Source organism: Brevundimonas nasdae (genome assembly GCF_019395145.1).
In the GTDB taxonomy this organism is placed as follows: Bacteria; Pseudomonadota; Alphaproteobacteria; order Caulobacterales; family Caulobacteraceae; genus Brevundimonas; species Brevundimonas nasdae.
Map to the genome: position 1 here is coordinate 2,154,829 of NZ_CP080034.1, position 12,893 is coordinate 2,167,721.

Genomic DNA, 12,893 nt, shown 5'->3' on the forward strand with positions numbered 1-12,893 from the left:
TGTAATCTATAATCGCGCCCACCGAACATCGAGTTTGCAGCCCCTTGTCCGATCCAAACACCCTCGCCGCCACGGGCATGACGCCTGAGATCGCCGATCTGGTTGAACAGATGCGCGCCCCGGCGTCCGGCGACACCCAGGTCCAGATGGACGACATGCAGACGCCCCGTGTCGAGACGTCGCCGGAGCCGGAGGTCCGCTCCACCGCCGATGAACTGACGTACCGTTTGAAACAGCAGTCGCTGCTGGCGCGGTTCGGCGAACTGGCCCTGCGCGAACGCGATCCCCAGGCCCTGCTGGACGCCGCCTGCGAGATCTGCGCCGACGGGCTGGAGACGCCGCTGTCCAAGGTGCTGATCCACAACGACACCCGCGACCGTCTGGTGCTGATCGCCGGCGTGGGCTGGAGCGGCGAGGTCGAGGGTCAGGTGACGCTGGAGCTTGATCTGGACTCCCCCGCCGGTTTCGCCTTCCAGACCGGCAAGCCGCTGATCTCCAATCATCTGGAGATCGAGGATCGGTTCCGCACCCCCAAACTGCTGGCCGACCACGGGGTGCGCCGGGCCATCAACGTGCTGATCCGGCCCGAGATCGACGGCGCGCCGTGGGGCGTGCTCGAGGTCGACAGCCCCGATGAAGGCCAGTTCGACGCCAGCGACGCCCTATTTCTGGACGCCTTCGCCGCCGTCGTCGGCGCCGCCATCGCCCGCCAACAGACCGAAGAGCGGCTTCTGGCCGCCATCAAACATCAGGCCCTGCTGACGCGCGAGGTCAGCCACCGCGTCAAGAACAGCCTCAGCCTGGTCTCCAGCCTGCTGGCCATGCAGGCGCGCGGCGCCGCGTCCGACGATGTGCGCGCCGCCCTGGGCGACGCCGGTTCGCGCATTCAGGCCATCAGTCAGGTCCACGACCAGTTGTGGCGCGGGTCGGACGTGCAAAGCGTCATCCTGTGCGACTTCCTGACCAAGCTGTGCGAGGCCATCGACACCGGCAGCCAGCACCACATCGTCACCTGCGACGCCGATGACGCGCCCCTGATCGCCGACATCGCCATACCGCTGGGCCTGATCGTCAATGAGCTGGTCATCAACGCCATCAAATACGCCTATGGGCCGCAAGGGGGCGCCGTCGCCGTGACCGGCCGGATCGCCGACGGCCGCCTGACCGTCACGGTCGCCGACAGCGGCAAGGGCTTCGACCTGACCGCCGCCCGCAGCGACCGCAGCCTGGGCATGCGGGTGATCGACAGTCTGGTCAAACAGATCGGCGGCGTGATCGAAAACCGCTCAACCGGCGTCGGCGCGATGATCGTGATCGAGGCGCCGACCCGCTAGAGCCTGATCTAAGCGAAAGCGTGGTTCATGCTCTAGCGCGCCAGGACCGCACGCGCCGGATCGAAGCCGACGACCTCGCGGATCACGATCATGCTCTTGTAGGCGCGCACCCCCTTGTCGGGGATCATCTCGCGGATGCCGAAGGCCTCGTATTCCTGCATCGAGCGCACGGCGACCGTGACCAGATAGTCGGTCTCGCCCGTCACGTCCCAGCAGCCCTGAACCTCCGGGCTGGCTTTCATGGCGCGCTGGAAGGCGTCCACCACCTTGCGGTCCTGGGTGTCCATTTCGACCAGCACATGCAGCACGATGCGCGGCTCGACCCGGGCCGGGTCGATCACCGCCACATCCCCCGCAATCACCCCCTCGGCCCGAAGGCGGCGCAGTCGACGCAGGACGGCGGACTCCGACAGACCCACCGCCTCGGCCGTGACGCGGGCGGGCTCCAGATTGTTCAGGCGGACGCGCGCCAGGAGCCTATGGTCGAAATCGTCGAGGGTGACGAAATTCGTCATGGAATGGCCTTTCGTGACGATTTCAGGCACATTGAGGCCGGAAATCGCCGGGAAGCGCAAGCGGATTTCGGCTACCTAGCCGTCATGACCTCCCTGGCCCTGAAACAGCACCTGAACTCCCCCATCGCCGTGCGGCTGGCGCCCTATCTTGCGCTGTTCGCAGGCATGGTGACGCTGGCGTGCGGCACCTCCTACGCCAAGACCCTGTTCCCCCTGATCGGGGCGGAAGGGACATCGGCCTATCGCGTCGGCCTGTCGGCGGTTCTGCTGATCGCGGTGTTTCGTCCGTGGCGGTTCCGCCTGACGCGTCAGGACCTGATGGGGGTGCTGCTGTACGGGGTCGCACTGGGGGCGATGAACCTCAGCTTCTACATGTCCCTGCGCACCATTCCGCTGGGCCTGGCCATCGCCATCGAATTCATGGGCCCGCTCAGCCTGGCCCTGTTCCATTCGCGCAAGCCGATCCATTTCGTCTGCATCGGTTTTGCGGTGCTGGGTCTGGGCCTGCTGCTGCCGCTGAAACAGGGGGTCGGATCGCTGGACCCGGTCGGCGTGGGTTTAGCCGCCTTCGCGGGCCTGTGCTGGGCGCTCTATATCGTCTTCGGCAAGCGCCTCAGCCACATCCACCCCGGCCAGTCGGTGGCTCTGGGCATGAGCGTGGCGGCCATGGTCATTGTGCCGTTCGGCGTGGCCCATGCGGGCGCCGCCTTGCTGAACCCCGCCATCCTGCTGGCGGGGGCGGCGGTGGCTCTGTTCTCAAGCGCCCTGCCCTATACGTTCGAGATGTTCGCCATGCGCTCGATCCCCAAGCGCACCTTCGGCGTGGTGCTCAGCGCCGAACCGGCGGTCGGGGCCGTGGCGGGCCTGATCTTCCTTCACGAGCATCTGACGGGTCAGCAGTGGCTGGCCATCGCCGCCATCGTCGCCGCCTCGGTCGGGGCCATCGTCACGACGCGTCAGCCGCCGCCCGTGACCGAGACCACGCCTGCAACCTGATCCGCTCACCCGGGAGAAAGCCGGGACCCTGTGCTTTCGCACGCACGGCGTGGGGGGACTGCCGCCGTGGGTTTCGATCCGCCGAGGCGACGGAGCGGGATCCCGGCTTTCGCCCGGATGAGCGGATTGATCAGGTCAGAACTCCTCCCACCCGTCAGCGGCCAGGGCCGCAGCAGAGCCGCCGCCGGCGAAGGCGCGGATGCGGGCGCGTTCACGGGCCAGAGGAACAGGCGCCGCAGCCGCCGCGCTGCGGACCGGGGCGGCCGCCGCCCCGCGTGAGCCGGTGTCGAACCGCTCGACCAGCGCCGCCAACTGGTCGGCCTCGGTCTTCAGATTGGCGGCGGCGGCGGTCGTCTCCTCGACCATGGCGGCGTTCTGCTGCGTGACCTGATCCATCTGGTTGACGGCGGTGTTGACCTGGCCCAGTCCGGTCGCTTGTTCCTGAGCCGACGAGGCGATCTCGCCGACCAGAGCGTCCATTTCCGCGACCTTCTGGGCGATGGCGCCCAGGGTCGATCCGGCCTCGTCGACAAGTTTCACGCCCTGCGCCACATCGGCGGTGGAGGTGCTGATCAGGGCCTTGATCTCCTTGGCCGCATCGGCGGAGCGTTGGGCCAGCGCCCGAACCTCGGAGGCGACGACGGCGAAGCCGCGGCCCGCATCCCCGGCCCGCGCCGCCTCGACCCCGGCGTTCAGCGCCAGCAGATTGGTCTGGAAGGCGATTTCGTCGATCACGCCGATGATCTCGCCGATCTGGCCGGAGCTCTTGCGGATGCCGTCCATGGCGGCGACCGCCTGACGCACCACCTCGCCCGACCGATCCGCCTCGGTCCGCGCGCTGGCAGCCGCGGCGGACGCCTGGCGGGCGCCTTCTGCGCTTCGGCTGACGGTGGCTGTGATCTGGTCCAGCGCCGCCGCCGTCTCTTCGAGTGAGGCCGCCTGCTGCTCGGTGCGCCGCGACAGGTCGTCGGCGGCGCCTGAAATCTCTTCCGCCCCGCCACGCAGGGCCGCGACCGCCGCCAGCACCTGATCCAGCGTCTGGCGCAGGCTTTCCACCGCGCCGTTGTAGTCGTCCTTCACCAGCGCATGAGCCCCGGTCATCTCGGGCGTCACGCGCGCCGTCAAATCGCCCGCCGACAGCTTGGCCAGGGCGGCGCCCAGGGCTTCGACCAGCTTGTGCTGGGCCGCCTCGGCCTCGACACGCTGGGCCTCGCTGCGCGCGGCGGCCTGTTCCTCGGCGGTGATGTCCACGGCCAGTTTGATGACCTTCACCGGACGCCCGTCAGGGCCGAACACCGGGTTATAGGAGGCCTGAAGCCAGATCTCGCGACCGCCCTTGGCCAGGCGGCGGAACTTCTGCGCCAGGAACTGTCCGGCATTCAGGTTGCGCCAGAAGGCGGCGTATTCGGGCGAGGCGGCGTCCACGGGGTCCATGAACTGGCGGTGATGCGTGCCGACGATCTCGGACAGCTGATAGCCCATGGCCTTCAGGAAATTGTCGTTCGCCTCGATGATCGTGCCGTCCAGATTGAACTCGATCACCGCCTGGGAGCGGCCGATGGCCGCCAGCTTGGCGTCCTGGTCGGACAGACGAACGCTTGTTTCGCTTGGAACGCGACGCCTGGAAAACATTCCGGTCTCCTGCCGATCCGACACCCTTTTATGCGTCGAACATGCGCTCAAACCCTTTCGAAAGCGTTTCTCGCACAGGTTGCAAATGATACGTAGATTTGCGTATCACACGACCTTAAGATGTACAAGACGACCGCCGCACGCGGCGCGGCTTCACCCCTCGTTAACCATGATCGCGCATCTGTTGACGGCTGTTTCTGGGGTCCATTTTGCGCAATCTCGTCGCCGCCGTTGAAGCGATCGACCCACTGGTCGTCACCGGCAAGGTGGCGGGCGTGTCCGGCCTGCTGATCGAATCGCGCGGCGGCCTGTCGCGGCTGGCGGTTGGCGCACGCGCCGAGATCGGGCGACGCGGCCAGGAGCCCCTGCCTGCCGAGGTCGTGGGCTTCCGCGATTCCAAGGCCCTGCTGATGCCGTTCGGCCCGGTCGAGGGCGTGGCCCCCGGCGCCGACATCAGGATCATCGACCAGGCCGCCAGCGTGCGCCCGACGACGGCCTGGCTGGGCCGGATCATCGACGCCTTCGGCCACCCGATCGACGGCAAGGGTCCGTTGCCGCAAGGCCCGGCGCCCTATCCCCTGCGCGCGCCGCCGCCGCCCGCCCATTCACGCGGGCGCGTCGGCGAACGGCTGGACCTGGGCGTGCGGGCGATGGACGTCTTCACCACCACCTGCCGGGGCCAGCGCCTGGGCATCTTCGCCGGTTCGGGCGTGGGCAAGTCGGTGCTGCTGTCGATGCTGGCCAAGGAGGCGACCTGCGACGCCGTCGTCGTGGGTCTGATCGGCGAACGCGGCCGTGAAGTGCGCGAGTTCGTCGAAGAAACCCTGGGCGAAGAAGGTTTGAAACGCGCCGTCGTCGTGGTCGCCACCTCCGACGAACCGGCGCTGAAGCGGCGCCAGTCCGCATACATGACCATGGCCATCGCCGAGTTCCTGCGCGACCAGGATCTGGAGGTGCTGTGCCTGATGGACAGCGTCACCCGCTTCGCCATGGCCCAGCGCGAGATTGGTCTGGCGGCGGGCGAACCCCCGACGACCAAGGGCTATACGCCGACCGTCTTCACCGAACTGCCCAAGCTGCTGGAGCGCGCCGGTCCCGGTCCCGTCCGGCCCGACGGCACGACCGCGGCGCCGATCACGGCCCTGTTCACCGTTCTGGTGGACGGCGGCGACCATGACGAGCCGATCGCCGACGCCGTTCGAGGCATTCTGGACGGGCACATCGTCATGGATCGCAAGATCGCCGAGCGCGGGCGCTTTCCCGCCATCGACGTGCTGAAATCCGTCAGCCGCACCATGCCTGGATGCCAGACCCCGCCCGAGCGCGAACTGAACAAGCGCGCGCGCCAGACCCTGGCCGCCTACGCCAATATGGAAGAGCTGATCAAGATCGGCGCCTACCGGACCGGCGCCGATCCCATCGTGGACCGCGCCATCGCCCTGAACCCCGCACTGGAGGCCTTCCTGGGTCAGGACAAGGAGGACGCGACCCGTCTTTCCGATTCCTTTACCCGACTGGAGGACATCCTCAATCAAGGCATGATCCGCGAGTGACGATGCAATGACCGCCTGGGCCCAATCCCTGATCCGCATCTCCAACTATGAGGTCGAGACGCTGCAGAAGCGTCTGGCCGAGATCGCCGCCCGCCGCGCCACCGCGGAAATGCGCATCGCCGTTCTGGACGCCGAGGCCGAGAACGAACGCGACCGCGCCCGCCTGGACCCCGACGCCGGCATGATGCTGGCCGCCTATCTGCATGGCTGGAAATCGCGAAAGGCCGTGGCGGAAGGCGATCTGACCAATCTGGACGCCGAGGAAACCGGCGCCCGCGACGCCCTGACCAGCGCCTTCGAGGAACTGAAGAAGTTCGAACACGTCGCCGAGACGGCCCGCCTGAACCGGCTGATGGCGATCGCCAAGCGCGAGACGGCGGCGTTCGACGAAATGGGCCTGCGGAAGCGTGCGGTCTGACAACCGACATTCTCCCTCCCCCTGCGGGGGAGGGTGGTCGCGCAGCGACCGGGTGGGGGCGGCTATGCGCCCTCGCGCCGATTTAAGGCAAGACAGGTCTGCGGGAGATCGCCCTGCCCTCCCTACCCGGAACGGGGAGAGAGACGTATGAAGCTCTCACGCCGCGCCGTCCTCGCCGCACCCGTCGCCCTCGCCGCCTGCGACCGCTTCGCCTCGGCTGAGCCCGCCCCCATCATCGTCCCGCCGCTGAAATCCATCGCCCCCTGCCCGTTCGGCACGGCGGTCAAGGCGATGCAGCTCGATGACGCCGAATGGGTCGCCCTGGCCCGCGCCAATGTCGCCCAGCTGACGCCGGAGTGGGAGATGAAGATGGAGTACATCCTGGCCAAAGGCCTGGACCGCCCCAACTTCGACCGTTCCGACCACATCGCCGCCTTCGCCCAGGCCAACGGCATGGGCCTGCATGGCCACACCCTGATCTGGTACGCGCAAGGGGAACAGGCCTTCGCCGGACTGGACAACGCCGCCTTCGACCGCGCCTTCGATGGCTATATCGCCGCTCTGGCGGGGCGGTATCGCGGCAAGGCGCGCAGTTGGGACGTGGTCAATGAGCCGATCCTGGACGACGGATCAGGCCTGCGCGACTGCCACTGGAGCCGCCGATACGGCCATGACGGCTATATCCTGCGCGCCTTCGAAAAAGCCCGGATCGCCGATCCCGAGGCGGTCCTGTTCCTGAACGAATACAATCAGGAAAGCGTCCCGGCCAAGGGCGAGCAGTTCCTACGTCTGGTCGAGCGGCTGCTGAAGGCGGGGTGCCCGCTGCAGGGGCTGGGCCTTCAGTCCCACCTGTGGATCGACATCCCCGACGGCGCCATCGCCCGCTATTACGGCCAGATCGCCCAGTTCGGCCTGCCGATCCATGTGTCCGAGCTGGATTGCAGCCTGCGCACCGAAAAGCGGCTGGATGCGCGCAGTCAGGCCAACCGCATCGCCGCCCAGACCGCGCGCGTCACCGAACTGGCCGACGCCTTCATGGCCCTGCCCGCGCGTCAGCGTTACGCCTTCACCGTCTGGGGTCTGCGCGACACCGACAGCTGGTATCGTCAGGGGGACAAGGACGACGGCCGCGACAAGCCCCTGCCCTTCGACAGTTTCGGCCGCCCCAATCCGATGGCCGCCGCCCTGGCGAATGCGTTCCGCCCTTCCTGAATAGGCAACGCCCGCCAGCCTTGCGGCTGACGGGCGTTTCGGCGAACGGAGAGGGAGAGGTTCGTCTTATTTCTTGGGGGCCGGGGTCTGAGCCGGAGCCGTGCTCGGAGCGGTTTGATGACCACGAGCGCGGTGGGCCGGGGCGCCAGCGGCAGACGCGGCGGGCGCAGCCGGAGCGGTCGCCGACGGACGGGCAGGCGTGGTCGCCGGAGCAGGCGTGGTGCCGGCGAATGCCGCGCCGCTGGTCAGGCCAACAAGGGCGACGGCGGACAGGGCGGCGGCGGTGCGGAAGGACTTCATGATGGCTGTCTCTCGATGAGAACGTCCGGCCTTGTGTCGGACGCTCACCTTCTCGTGCCTCGATCCGGCGGGTTCGCGGCCAGTGGGTGTCGCACGGTGTCGGGCGCCGGGAGAATTGTGTCCGACTGTATCCGCCGCGCTTTGGCCATGAGACAGAGGGACAGACGAAGCTTCACATCTTGCGCTGAACGCCCATGCCCCAGCCTGTCGCCGCACCCGTCCTGCTGATCGTCGACGACGACCGCGACATTCGGAACCTGCTGGCCGATCACCTGGAGCAGCATGGCTTCCGCACCGTGAAGGCGGCGGACGGTCGGTCCATGCAGGCGGCGCTGGAGGCGGGGCCGGTCGATCTGGTGGTTCTGGACCTGAACCTGCCCGATCAGGACGGGCTCAGCCTGTGCCGGTCCATCCGCGACGCATCGCGCACCCCCGTCATCATCCTGACGGCGCGGGGCGATCCGATCGACCGGATTGTGGGGCTGGAGATGGGGGCCGACGACTATATGGCCAAGCCGTTCGAGCCGCGCGAACTGGTGGCGCGCATCCGCACGGTCCTGCGCCGCACCAGCGGCGGTTCCGATCCCGTCGAGGGACGGCACGCCGACTTTTCCGGCTGGTCGCTGGACATCGCCGCGCGAGCGCTGACGGCACCGGACGGACGGCTGGCGCCCCTGTCGGGCGCCGATTTCGACCTGCTGAACGCCCTGATCCGCAACGGCGGCAAGCCCCTGTCGCGCGAACGCATCCGCGCCCTGTCCACCGTCGCCGACGCCGACGACCGCGCCATCGACCTGCGCGTCAGCCGCCTGCGTCAGAAGCTGGGCGACGACGCCAAGAACCCCGCCCTGATCCGCACGGTGCGCAGCCTGGGCTATATGCTGGCGGGGCCCGTCACATGGCGCGCCTGAGGCGAACCGAAACCGCCGCGTCGGGAACAGAGACGACACGGCTGTTCCTGCTGCTGCTGATCGGCGCCCTGCTGGCGGCGGGGGTCACCTTCGCGGCCCTGGGCTTCAACCACCACAGCCGCCTGTCCCAGTCGCACGACTTCACCACCGCCGAACGCATCGTCGATCTTGCCGGGTCCGGCGCTGATCCGGTCGCGGCCCTGATGACCGGCCTGCCCAGCGCATCCGGCCAGACGCTGGGCAGCCCCGACCCGGCCCTGACCCAGGCGGTCGCCGCCGCCTTCAAGCGGCGCGGCGTCGAGGGGGTGACGGTCAAGGCCTATCACGCCCCGACCATCGCCTGCGGCGGGGTGACCGATCATCTGCGTTGCCGGATTCTGGTGCTGCGCCCGCACGGGGGAACGGCCAAGCCGGTGGCTATCAGCCTGCCGCCCGCCCCGCGTCCCTGGACCCTGAACCGCGAAGCCGCCGCCCTGCTGGCCGTGGGGCTGGCGGGGGTGCTGCTGACCGGCTGGATGGCGTCGCGTCTGGCGGCGGGACCGCTGAACCGTCTGTCTGAGGGCGCCGTGGCCCTGAGCCACGACCTGGACCGCCCGCCCCTGGTCGCGGAAGGCGCGCGCGAGGTGCGACAGGCCGCCGAAGCCCTGAACGCCATGCAGACCCGGCTGAAGGCCTTGATCGAGGACCGCACCCGCGTCCTGGCCGCCGTGGCCCACGATCTGCAGACGCCCCTGACGCGGATGCGGCTGCGCATCGAAAAGGTCGAGGACGAAGCCCTGCGCGCCCAACTGGTCAATGATCTGGCCGCCATGCAGCATCTGGTGCGCGAGGGACTGGATCTGGCCCGCATCGAGACCACGGCGGAAGATGTGGTTTCCGTCGATCTGGACGCCCTGCTCTCGGCCCTGTGCGAAGACGCCGCCGATGCGGGCCAGCCCGTCGTCTTCACACAAGGCTGCGGCGCAGTGATCCGCACCCGTCCCCAGGCCCTGCGCCGCTGCCTGACCAACCTGGTGGACAACGCCGTGCGCCACGGCGGCGACGCCCAGGTGTCCGCCATGCGTCAGGGATCGGAGATCCGCCTGACCGTGCGCGACCATGGCCCCGGCGTTCCCGACGATCAGATCGCCCGCCTGTTCGAGCCCTTCTACCGGCTGGACCCGTCGCGATCACGCGACAGCGGCGGTTCGGGCCTGGGCCTGACCATCGCGCGCCGCATGGCCGAACGATCCGGCGCGCGCCTGACCCTGACCAATGCCGAAGATGGCGGTCTGCTGGCCACGCTGGCCTTTCACGCGCACTGAGCCATTAATGACACAACGCAAAACGCCCGCCGTTTCCGGCGGGCGTTTCGAAAGTCTCGGATCGGAAACCGATCAGGCGGCGACGGTGATCGCGCCTTCGGCCGGATCGCGCAGCACATAGCCGCGGCCCCAGACGGTTTCGATATAGTGTTTGCCGTCGGCGGCGGTGGCCAGCTTCTTGCGCAACTTGCAGATGAAGACGTCGATGATCTTCAGCTCGGGCTCGTCCATGCCGCCGTACAGGTGGTTCAGGAACATTTCCTTGGTCAGGGTGGTGCCCTTGCGGAGCGAGAGCAGCTCCAGCATCTGGTATTCCTTGCCCGTCAGATGCACGCGGTGACCGTTAACCTCGACCGTCTTGGCGTCCAGGTTAACCGCGATCTCGCCGGTGTGGATGATCGCCTGGGCGTGGCCCTTGGAGCGACGGACCACGGCGTGGGTGCGCGCGATCAGCTCATCCTTGTGGAAAGGCTTGGTCAGATAGTCGTCGGCGCCGCCGCCGAAGGTCTTGACCTTGGTTTCGATCTCGTGGCTGCCCGAGAGGATCATGACCGGCGTATTGATCTTGCCGACGCGCAGCTGGCGCAGAACCTCAAGGCCGCTCATGTCCGGCAGGTTCAGGTCAAGCAGAATGAGGTCATAGTCATAGATCTTGCCCAGATCGATGCCTTCTTCACCTAGATCGGTGGTGTAGACGTTGAAGCCTTCCGACTTCAGCATCAGTTCGATGCTCTGGGCGGTGGCGTGGTCGTCTTCGATCAGCAGGACGCGCATTCATGCCCTCCAGGCAAAAGCTTTGCGGTAACCACCCACGCACACTGCCGGGTAACCTTGTTCGTAGGTTAAGGGTCGAAAACCTTAAGAAAGGTTAATTCCTCACCATGAATCGAATCGTAGGCTGATTTGGGAATCGGGGTCGAGGCCTACAGGTCAATGATTCGAAATTTATTAACCATAATGCGCGGCATCCGCCTGACCCCGCCGCAGGCCTCCCCACACACAACCTGTGCGCGGTTAAGGCATCACGTCCGTTCCTGACGTTAATTAGGATTATATTCCCATCATGAAATGGGGCGGCGCCAGAAGACCCGCCTCCGAACCTGTTGGGGAGTAGCGGATTTGAACGCGAGCGAATATCGGGTGCCCGTGACGGCGGAAGATCGTCTGCGGGCCGGACTGGCCATTCACATGGTCGCGGCGCGCACGGGGGTCCAGCCGGAACAGATGACCGCGCGGGGCCGGGCCGACACAGGCGTGTCGCGGGCGCGCTGGCTGGCCATGTATCTGGCGCACATCTCGTTCGGCTGGCCGCTGGAGCGGGTGGCCCATGTGTTCGGCCTGAACCGTTCGACCGCCTCCACCGCCTGCCGCTGGGTCGAGGAGGCGCGCGACGCCCAGCCGGTGGACCAGTTGCTGACCCAGTTGGAGGCCTGCCTCCATTCGGTCGTCGAGGCCCCGCGCCAGGAGCTGCCGCGATGAGCCGCGCCGCCGAACGCGCCCGTGACCTGATGACCCGCCACCCCGCCGCCTGGCTGGCGGCGCAGGGCGAGGGATACGCCCTGCGGATCGGACCGGACCGCCGCAGCCGCGTCGCCCTGATGCTGGACGAGGGTGATTTCCGCAGCCTGATCGACCGCCCCGGCCTGCGCACGCGGCTGGAGGGCGGCTGGACCGCGCGGCCGGTTCCGTCTCGCAACACCAGCCTCGTCCCCGGTCGTCCCGGCGTCATCGACGGTGAACGCCTGGTGACCACGGACGACGGGCGCATGGTCCGCCTGGCCGCCAATCTGGGCGAAAGCCCCATCGCCTGGCTGGCGCGCAGGACGGACGCCGCCGGCCAGCCGTGGCTGAGCCCGGCCCAGGCCGCGGCGGGCGAGCGCCTGCGTCTGGACGCCGAACAGGCCCAGGCCGGTCCGTCCCTGACCATGAGATGGGACGCCCTGCCCCGTTCCGGCGGCGGATCAGCCGCGCGGGTCGAACCCGGCGATCACGCCCTGACCGCTGCCCGCCGCGTGGAACAGGCGCTGAGCGCCGTCGGCGCCGAGCACCGCGCCATCCTGAACCGCATCTGTCTGCAGGGCGACAGCCTGAAACTGGCGGAGAGCGGCCTTGGCCTGCGCCGTCGCCACGGCAAGACCCTGCTGAAACAGGCGCTGCAGGCCTTAGCCGCCCACTACTGCATCGGGTGACTATCGCGCCGCCACGTTCGCGGCCTGGGCCGCCTCTCTGATCCGCCCGACCATGCTGTTCAGACCGTTGGCGCGCTGGCGGGTCAGGGCGGAGGGAAGACCCAGCCGCTCCAGCGCCGCCTTGGCGTCAAAGGCCAGGATTTCGGCTGGGGTGCGGCCCGAATAGAGTTTCAGCAGCAATGCGATATTGCCCTTGGACAGGGCGCTGTCGCTATCGGCGGCGAACCACAGACGGCCTTCGCCCGCATCGGTCGCCAGCCAGACCTGGGCCGCACAGCCCGGCACCTTGTTGGCCTCGATCCGGTCGGCGTCAGCCAGAGGCGCCAGCCCCTTGCCCAGTTCGATGACATATTCGATCCGCTGCTCCCAGTCGCCCAGCAGGTCGAAATCCTCGACCAGTTCGCCAAAGGTTTCGTCCAGAGATTCGGTCGGCGGGGTGCGGGCGTCAGTCATGGGCCGCCACATAGTCCCTGATCGTCGCCGTGCAAACTGCTTGCCCACATCAAACGAGACCTGAAACCAACCGGCG

At 67.8% G+C, this 12,893-nt stretch carries 14 protein-coding genes; 9 read left to right on the top strand and 5 right to left on the bottom strand.

The window, feature by feature from the left end; genetic code table 11:
* The first annotated feature begins 44 nt into the window (after positions 1-44).
* Positions 45-1,334, top strand: a complete 1,290-nt coding sequence (locus KWG56_RS10555) for a sensor histidine kinase (protein ID WP_244999468.1) — start codon at positions 45-47, stop codon at positions 1,332-1,334.
* Between the two features lie 32 nt (positions 1,335-1,366).
* Here KWG56_RS10555 and KWG56_RS10560 read toward each other — a convergent pair whose 3' ends face one another.
* Complete coding sequence (locus tag KWG56_RS10560) at positions 1,367-1,849, bottom strand: Lrp/AsnC family transcriptional regulator (protein ID WP_201096726.1); 483 nt, start codon at positions 1,847-1,849, stop codon at positions 1,367-1,369.
* 84 nt (positions 1,850-1,933) lie between these two features.
* Between KWG56_RS10560 and KWG56_RS10565 the strand changes: the two genes are divergently transcribed.
* Positions 1,934-2,845: an EamA family transporter gene (locus KWG56_RS10565; protein ID WP_219354726.1), complete on the top strand. Its 912-nt coding sequence runs from the start codon at positions 1,934-1,936 to the stop codon at positions 2,843-2,845.
* A gap of 135 nt (positions 2,846-2,980) precedes the next feature.
* Here the strand turns inward: KWG56_RS10565 and KWG56_RS10570 are convergent, their stop codons facing one another.
* Complete coding sequence (locus tag KWG56_RS10570) at positions 2,981-4,477, bottom strand: PAS domain-containing methyl-accepting chemotaxis protein (RefSeq protein ID WP_219354727.1); 1,497 nt, start codon at positions 4,475-4,477, stop codon at positions 2,981-2,983.
* A 209-nt stretch (positions 4,478-4,686) separates the two neighbouring features.
* Between KWG56_RS10570 and fliI the strand changes: the two genes are divergently transcribed.
* The 3 genes from fliI (at position 4,687) to KWG56_RS10585 (ending at position 7,660) form a co-directional block, all read left to right on the top strand.
* Positions 4,687-6,030: a flagellar protein export ATPase FliI gene (gene fliI / locus KWG56_RS10575; RefSeq protein ID WP_219354728.1), complete on the top strand. Its 1,344-nt coding sequence runs from the start codon at positions 4,687-4,689 to the stop codon at positions 6,028-6,030.
* A 7-nt stretch (positions 6,031-6,037) separates the two neighbouring features.
* Complete coding sequence (locus KWG56_RS10580; RefSeq protein ID WP_201096718.1) at positions 6,038-6,448, top strand: flagellar FliJ family protein; 411 nt, start codon at positions 6,038-6,040, stop codon at positions 6,446-6,448.
* A gap of 147 nt (positions 6,449-6,595) precedes the next feature.
* Positions 6,596-7,660, top strand: coding sequence for an endo-1,4-beta-xylanase (locus tag KWG56_RS10585; protein ID WP_219354729.1), 1,065 nt, complete (start codon positions 6,596-6,598; stop codon positions 7,658-7,660).
* Between the two features lie 66 nt (positions 7,661-7,726).
* Here the strand turns inward: KWG56_RS10585 and KWG56_RS10590 are convergent, their stop codons facing one another.
* On the bottom strand, positions 7,727-7,960 hold the full coding sequence (locus KWG56_RS10590; protein WP_219354730.1) for a hypothetical protein: 234 nt from the start codon (positions 7,958-7,960) through the stop codon (positions 7,727-7,729).
* Positions 7,961-8,154: 194 nt separating this feature from the next.
* On the opposite strand from KWG56_RS10590, the gene KWG56_RS10595 reads away from it, so the two are divergent.
* The gene (locus KWG56_RS10595) at positions 8,155-8,871 is read left to right on the top strand and encodes a response regulator (RefSeq protein WP_219354731.1); all 717 of its coding nucleotides are present in this window, start codon (positions 8,155-8,157) and stop codon (positions 8,869-8,871) included.
* On the top strand, positions 8,859-10,175 hold the full coding sequence (locus KWG56_RS10600) for an ATP-binding protein (RefSeq protein ID WP_219354732.1): 1,317 nt from the start codon (positions 8,859-8,861) through the stop codon (positions 10,173-10,175). Before KWG56_RS10595 ends, KWG56_RS10600 begins: the two co-directional genes overlap by 13 nt.
* Before the next feature lie 72 nt (positions 10,176-10,247).
* Here KWG56_RS10600 and ctrA read toward each other — a convergent pair whose 3' ends face one another.
* Positions 10,248-10,949 carry a response regulator transcription factor CtrA gene (gene ctrA, locus KWG56_RS10605; protein ID WP_201096711.1) on the bottom strand — a complete coding sequence of 234 codons (702 nt, stop codon included), beginning with the start codon at positions 10,947-10,949 and terminating at the stop codon, positions 10,248-10,250.
* Between the two features lie 345 nt (positions 10,950-11,294).
* Between ctrA and KWG56_RS10610 the strand changes: the two genes are divergently transcribed.
* Positions 11,295-11,654, top strand: a complete 360-nt coding sequence (locus KWG56_RS10610) for a helix-turn-helix domain-containing protein (RefSeq protein ID WP_244999469.1) — start codon at positions 11,295-11,297, stop codon at positions 11,652-11,654.
* Positions 11,651-12,364, top strand: a complete 714-nt coding sequence (locus KWG56_RS10615) for a DUF6456 domain-containing protein (protein ID WP_219354734.1) — start codon at positions 11,651-11,653, stop codon at positions 12,362-12,364. The genes KWG56_RS10610 and KWG56_RS10615 overlap by 4 nt, the downstream gene beginning before the upstream one ends.
* Here KWG56_RS10615 and KWG56_RS10620 read toward each other — a convergent pair whose 3' ends face one another.
* A complete protein-coding gene (locus tag KWG56_RS10620) occupies positions 12,365-12,817 on the bottom strand; it encodes a SufE family protein (RefSeq protein ID WP_219354735.1) in 453 nt (150 codons plus the stop codon).
* Positions 12,818-12,893: the final 76 nt, after the last annotated feature.